General features: G+C 70.4%; 7 protein-coding genes. All 7 read right to left on the bottom strand.

Annotation, left to right across the window (positions count from 1 at the left end; genetic code table 11):
• Positions 1–94: 94 nt before the first annotated feature.
• Positions 95–430 carry a hypothetical protein gene (locus AOK08_RS32620; RefSeq protein WP_055532795.1) on the bottom strand — a complete coding sequence of 112 codons (336 nt, stop codon included), beginning with the start codon at positions 428–430 and terminating at the stop codon, positions 95–97.
• 19 nt (positions 431–449) lie between these two features.
• Positions 450–1,574, bottom strand: coding sequence for a conjugal transfer protein (locus AOK08_RS32615; RefSeq protein ID WP_055532793.1), 1,125 nt, complete (start codon positions 1,572–1,574; stop codon positions 450–452).
• Positions 1,571–1,849, bottom strand: coding sequence for a hypothetical protein (locus AOK08_RS32610; protein WP_055532791.1), 279 nt, complete (start codon positions 1,847–1,849; stop codon positions 1,571–1,573). The genes AOK08_RS32615 and AOK08_RS32610 overlap by 4 nt, the downstream gene beginning before the upstream one ends.
• A gap of 149 nt (positions 1,850–1,998) precedes the next feature.
• The gene (locus AOK08_RS32605; protein WP_055532789.1) at positions 1,999–2,949 is read right to left on the bottom strand and encodes a hypothetical protein; all 951 of its coding nucleotides are present in this window, start codon (positions 2,947–2,949) and stop codon (positions 1,999–2,001) included.
• 876 nt (positions 2,950–3,825) lie between these two features.
• Positions 3,826–4,026, bottom strand: coding sequence for a hypothetical protein (locus AOK08_RS46105; RefSeq protein ID WP_157876883.1), 201 nt, complete (start codon positions 4,024–4,026; stop codon positions 3,826–3,828).
• 402 nt (positions 4,027–4,428) lie between these two features.
• Positions 4,429–6,084 (bottom strand): hypothetical protein, encoded by a 1,656-nt coding sequence (locus AOK08_RS32600; RefSeq protein ID WP_157876882.1) that lies wholly within the window; start codon positions 6,082–6,084, stop codon positions 4,429–4,431.
• A gap of 500 nt (positions 6,085–6,584) precedes the next feature.
• Positions 6,585–6,786, bottom strand: a 202-nt coding sequence (locus AOK08_RS46865; protein WP_206743409.1) for a hypothetical protein, incomplete at its 5' end; no start/stop codon positions are given.

Below are 6,786 nucleotides of genomic sequence, written 5' to 3'. Positions count from 1 at the left end.
GGGAGCCGGCCGGCTCCCGGGAGCTTGCCGATGACCAGGGGGTGCTTGCGGGCGCGCGTGTACGAGCGCCCGATCAGCTCTTCCTCCGAGGCACTCACGAGACCCGCCAGCCCTCACCCGTCAGTACGGGGGCCTCATCGGCGCCGTGGACGGCGGAGACCGAGGCCGCGGTGTCGTCGATCTCGGATCCGACCTTGGTCTTGAGGATCGCGAGATTGCTGATGCCCCACAGCACGAGGGCGGCCAGGACGAAGGAGACCAGGACGGCGACCCAGGACCGGGTCTTCCACCAGGCGGTCAGTACGGCGATGATCGCCATCACGCCGGCCCCGGTGAGAACCAGGGTGCGGACCTGCCCGAGCTTGAGGCTGGCCCAGTCCATGATGTCGCCGGCGAGGACGACGTGGTCCGGGTTTGAGAGCGCGTGCATGAACGTTTCCTCTTCTTGTTCAGGAGATCGACGGCGTGGCCGCCGCGGCGTCGGAATCTGCGGGGGTGCGCGCCGTCGTCGAGGGCGCACTGCTCGCGCGGATGGCCGGGGCGTCGTCGACGGAGTCGACTTCCCAGCGGCCCGCGCGGGACTTGAGGGTGAGCGCGTAGCTCAGCGAGACCGTGTTGCCCGCCGAGTCCGCGGCATCGACGTTCACCAGCTGGTGAAGCTCCGTGCCGTCGGCTGGCACCTTCTGCTGCTCGGAGCCGCTGGAGTCGTCCTGAACACCAGTGACCTTGACCGTGGAGTACGGGGCGGGCGTGATGGCCTGCAGGCGCACGCCGGGGGAGGTGTAACGGTCGAGCTCGGCCGTCCCGGTGAGGTAAGCGGACAGGAACCCCTTCGCCGTCTCGACCGCCGGATCGGTGCTGCTCGTACCGCGGTCGGACTCGTACACCAGGGCGCCGGGCTTGAGCGACGCCGGCGCGGCCACCTGCGCCGGCAGTGACGTCGCCGCGTAGCCGGCCACCGCTGCATCGGACGTCGAGGTGCCCCCGGCGGACGCCGGCCCGGTCGCCTGGACGCCGACCCGGAAGTACTGGACGCCGAGACGGGTCGCCTTGCCCGCGTCGTTCTTGGCGGTGACGTCGGCCGCCACGGTGATCGACCAGTAGCCGGGCTGGACCTCGCGGGAGGCGATCACGGTGGACCGGGTGGCTTCCCGGGCCCCGGGCTTGGCCGACAGCACGACGGACCCGGAGTAGTAGGGAGTGAGGTCCCGCTCGGTGCCCTGCCCGGCGTCGAGGTAGGCGGCGACGAACAAGCTGGCGAAGCCGGCCGGTCCGGTTGCCGACGCCGGCGTGGACACGACCACCGACTTGGCGGCCCCCTGCGCCGGAGTCGAGGACCCGGTAAGAGCGAGTACGCCGATGACGGGACCGGAGGTGACCAGCGCCCACACGCCGATGCGGGTCAGGCGGGCGATCCCGGACATGTGCGCGGTGCTCGTCTTCCACCCGGTTTCGTCCGGATCCTCCGCCGCGTGCTGCCTAGGCGGTGCGGCGTCCTCGTCCCATGCCTCCGCCCCAGCGGTCTCGACGAGCTGCTGCTTGTCCGCCCTGCGCTTACGGCGCCGGCGCTTCACGAGGCACTCCGCACGGCCTGAGCGGTCAGCACCGTCGAGATGCGCTCCTTGAGTTCGTCCGGGGTACGAGCCAGCAGGACGTCCCACGACGCGAGAGCCGGCTCCGACTCCTTGTCGAGGAAGGTCCGCATCTGGGCGTGGAGCTGGCGGTCCATCGGCCTGCTCACCAGGGCGGCGGCGATCTGTGTCAGGCGCCGCGAGGCCCGTGCGACCCGCGCTTCGTCGACGTCGAGGAGGTGCCGGCCGGTGCGGGGTGGGGACGAAGTCGTGGTCACGTCGGTTCTCCCGGGAATCGAGATCGGAGGTCGGGGCTGGAGGGGCTGCTGGGCTCTCGGTTGCTACAGGTGTCGAGGTCAGGCGCGGTGTGACACTTCGTCCCGGGCCTTTTCGGGCGGCTTCGACGACTGCCGCGACAGGGAGCCGTTCAGGCGGCGGCGGGGTACTGGGAGAGATCCGTCTTCGTGCGCAGCGTCCGGACGGCGCGGCTGGCGTGCTGCCGCAGCAGGGCGCCTTCGTGGCCCATGACCCGGGTGGTCATGTACTGCTGGTCCGGGCGGGTGGAAGCGGACAGGTAGTAGCGGGCGATGCGCTGGGCTTCGATCACCTTCAGCGCCCCGATCTCCACCGCCCACAGCAGCAGGTCGAGCACCTCGGTCCGGGCTTCGTGACGGCACAGGGCGGGTTCATCGGCGTCGACGAGTTCCAGCTGCGCTGCCCGCAGCAGCAGATCGGCGAGCTCGGCCGTGTCGTGTGGCGTGTCCGGGTCCTCGCTCGCCACCACGTGGGCGAAGCGCGCGTGGTCCTCGGCCTCGGCGAGCGGCGCGACCGTGGCAGCGAGCTCGTGGACCTCGTCCGCCTGATCGACGTAGGAGGCGAGCGTGCGGCGGGCCAGCGCCAGGGTGTCCAGCGCGAGGTTGTTGTAGATGCGCTGAGGGCGCCGCTCCAGGGGATAGGTGCGCACCACTTCGAAGGCCGCCCCGAACACCGCCGCGCACACGTCGTCCCACGCCAGCCCGGTCCGCCGCTGCGTCTTGGCCATCAAGATCGCCTTTGGCAGCAGGATGCGCACGGCGATGCGCCAGGCGATCTGTCCGTCGAAGCCACCGATGGCCGCGCGTTCGACGAGCAGGCGCATCACGCGATCGTGGCTGTCGGCATCACGTCGGCGGTGGTAGTCGGCGATCGTGTCGACCACGTCCTGCGGGCCCGCGGCACCGGCAAGCTCCGGGTGCTCCTGCGCCCACTGGGCGACGTGATCGGCGGCGCGCAGGTCCGCGCAGAGCACGTCCCAGTCGCGGTTCATCGAGCTGATGGTGGTGTAGCGGAGCACGGACTCGGAGGAGTCGAGCACCTGGATGTTCTTGGTGGTGGCCACGTCCGTGTCCGTCCCTTCGCGTCATCCGGTCTGGATGGCGCTCACGCTCCCGACCACCCCCTTGGCCGCGGTCTGACGACGCAGCCGCTGAGGCGCGGTCCAGGTGAAACCGGCGGGAACGGGACGGTCGGCGGCCTGGACAAGGGGACGGAGGTCAAGGGGCGAGGAGACGTGGACAAGGGCCGGGACAAAGGGGAGGCGGTGACACCGCGGACGAGTGCGGCATGCCGTGGGCCGGCTCATCGTGCGCGCCAGTCCGATGCGATGAGCGAAGGGGGATGAATCATCGGATGCGGTTCATCGGCCGCGCACGGGAGCCGTCCCTTCACGGTGAAGACGTGGCATCGGATGTACGCGCCTTGATGCGGAGCATCCGAATCCGATGAATGTTCCCCACTCATCGTCATCGGAGTTGCGGAGGCAATGAAGGGGACGCTGCTCCCCGCCGGTTCACTCGGGCTCGCGGGGGTGCTCGGATGCCGCAGGTCTCCGGATCTTCCCGGGCCCGTGATTCGTCACGGACCGAAGACCCCGTCGCTGTCCTCCCGCGTGCGCATCCCGGACCATCAGCCGTGGGTATCCCGGGTAACCCGGCCGCGCGTCAGTGGCTGGCCGTTCCGAGGCGGCGCCCTGCTCCCGCTCGCCGAGACGCACGTTTCCCCTGGACCGGGGGTCTGGTCCAGGGGAAACGTGCCGTTCTCGTGTGCTGGTCAAGGGGCAGGCGTCGGCAGTGGTCAAGGGGTGCCGACCGGGCCGGGAGCGGGCCGACCGCTCGGCCAGCGGCGCTCACGCTGCCGCAGTCGGCCAGGTCCACGGGGCCCGCCAGGAAGAGACAGGCGAGGGGCGACGTCGGCCTTGGCGACTGAGGCCACCGCGTCACGGCGCATCGCTTCGTACGAAGCGCCCGATGAAACTCACCGGGCCGCCGATGCCGTTCATCGCCTCATTGCATCGAGTGAGGGGAGAGGATTCGGCGCCAGCGCCGAGCAGCGCCTCGCCGCGTGAATGCCGTTCATCGCGATGACGCTGCAACCGACATCGGATGTGATTCATCGCCGTACCGAGCGCCGATGTCACCGACCCTCATCGGGCACCCGCATCCGGTGCACCCACGCAGGAGGCTCCGACCGTGCCTCCGATGAACGTCACTGTCCCGCGAGAGACGATGACGAAGGCTCGGGAACGGATGGCGACCCGGCTCCTTAGCCAGACCGACCACGAGAAACTACTGCGACTCCACTCGATTCGACCGAACCGTTGTTTCTCCTGGACCGACCGACTGGTCCAGGAGAAACGGATCTCGCTCGCGTACTGGTCAAGGGGGAGACAGCAGCGCCTCGTACGGCTCTCGCCTGAGGTCGAGACGACCCGCCCCGGACCGACGTCTGCAATGCAGCTGGACGAACGACGGGTAGTGAACGTCGTCGCCAACCCACAGGTCACCACCCGCCCCGTAGTACCTCGCCCCTGCAGGACAGGTCACGCTGCAGCGCGCTGATGCCGCCGGGCACGGCACCGGACGCACAGGCCGGCCGTACCCAGAGCGGGGCGCGGGCATCCGTTGCCGTCCCAACCACCGCACGCTGTGACCTGCCGCGCACCGGCTCCCACGATGGTGAGCACGCCTTCCTTCTCGGCGCGGCACGGCTTGCACAGTCCATCCTCGAGCGCCTGCCTCACCTGCAGGATGCGGCACCCGCAACCGCGGCACTGGCCGCGGGGGGCAGACGGTGCGGCCAGCGGCCATGCCTCACCGGCCGCCTCGATGCCGCGCGCGCTGAAGCGGCGAACACCGTGCTGAGGCTCATCAGGTTCTACCGCCCGCTCATCACGGTGGCGATCCTGGACGATCTCCTCGCACACCGAGCAGCGGTGGCCGCTGCCCCACAGCACGCCGGCTTCACAGTCGTGGATCCCGCAGCCCCAGTGAGGCAGGCCGACACCGAGGATCCACCGGCCGGGGTCCTTGATGTCGTGGTTCATGGTGCGGGCATACCGGGAGGTCAGCCGGTGTTGGAGCCGGGTGTCGTCGATCCCCGAGCGCAGTTGACGGCCGACTTCGCGGGCGATGCGGCGCTGAACGTAGACGGTGGCCTGCCGATAGAGCCACTCCACCGGTTTGAGGACGGCGTGGACGCGCGCGCTGACGGTGAGCTGAGGCCCGAAGTAGCTCCGTTCCCGACTGATCAAGGGGGTGTCGGCTGGGGTGGTCAAGGGGGTCTGGTGGTCATCCGCGCGCAGCGCGAGCCCGCCCTCGGCCCCGGTGCGCGGAGGCTGGACAGCGCGGTCTTGCACACCTTCACCCACCTGTACTTCGCCTACGGCGGGTGAGGGGAGCGCGCGTTCGTCTTCAGGTCGGTCAGTTCTAGGTACTTCCTTGTTCGCGAGCGATCCCGCATCAGCCGACGAACCCGATCCCTCATCAACACCAGAGGTCGATCCTGCTCCGGAGCACTGGCCACGGGGAGCTGTGGAGGAGACGTCCGGCGGGATGTCGTGGGCGATGTACCCGTGGCGGCCGTGTGCGCCGGCCCGGCGCTCGACAGTGACCCACCGCGCGGCCTCCAGGGCATCGACGATCTCGCCAGCCGCCGCGACCGTCAGCGGCTGGCCGGCCCTGCGCCCGCTGTGATGGTGAAGCGCCCCCGCGATCTCGGACTCGGCCAGCGGGATCCCCTGGACCTGCGCGTACGCGATGAGCGCGTACGCTCGCAGCTGCCGCGGAGTGAGGTCTTCGGCGGCAGCCACCGGGATCCACACGAAGCGTTCTGCCGTGGTGAGCGGCCGGGTGCGGCGCACCGCGGATGTTCCGCAGCCGCCGGGCAGAGAGCGGCGCACCGAGGACAGCTCGACGACGCCGTCGGGACCGGGACGGGTCAACTGGGTCATGCCGCGCTCGACGGAGGCCTTGGACAGCCCCAGGTAGTCGGCGATCGTCGCGGTGGCAGCCGTGCATCCCTCCGGCCGTGACGCCAGCGCTCCGATCTTCACGTACACGCTCACCGCGATGTCGGCGTAGTGCGATGTGGTGATCAGGCGCAGGGGCACCTTCACGCGCTGGCGGCGCGGAGTGCGCGTGGCCGTTCCTGCCGGGGGCGGGGCTGCGGGCCGGGGTACGGCGGCTGTGCTGGGCACGCTTCTCCTGGCGCACCGGCGCCGCTGGGCGGCGATCGCGGTGCGCTGGGTCGTGGCGGCGCCCCCATGCGGGGCGCGGCTTGTGGGGTCTGACTGGCCGGTGGCCTCGGGCGGATGCGAAGGATCAGGTCCTTCGGTTCCTACGGGTGCTGGAAAATCCGGCGGTGTGACAGCTGGGCGGCGGAAATCGCCGACTGGTCTGTGACCTGCGGGTCAAGGGGGTGCCCCGGGCCGAGTCGGCCCTCTTGACCTCGACCGCCGACAGGGCGTACCCGTCGGGTGAAGTCCGTGTGCCGCTGCGCCAGCACGTACGGGTAGGGAGCTCGGTACGGGCCGCGGGAGACCTTGCCTGCGGCCACTGCGGCGGGGGCGCGCATCCACAGTCGAGTCCCGGACGCCGCGTCAAGCCCGGCGACCGGCGCTGCACTGTGTGCCGAGCGGCGGGACGGCTGACATCGGGTCACCGAAGCCTTCGTCACGGCCGGGTGATCCGTGACCGGTCAGTCTCGTCCGGGGCAGGGCCCCGCGGCTTCGGGAACAGGTACTGGCTCGTCGCTGTCGCTGGTGAGCGCCATGGTGCGGCCGAGCGAGGGTTGTTCACCGCCCGGCTCTGCCTTGGGGGTTGGAGCCGCGTACGAGGACCAGGTGGGGCCTGGTCCCCTGCTGCGTGCCGGCGGGCGGGACTGCTGGTCGGCGGGGTGG

The organism is Streptomyces graminilatus (assembly GCF_001418565.1).
GTDB lineage: Bacteria > Actinomycetota > Actinomycetes > Streptomycetales > Streptomycetaceae > Streptomyces > Streptomyces graminilatus.
This window is presented reverse-complemented; position numbering and strand designations above follow the sequence as displayed.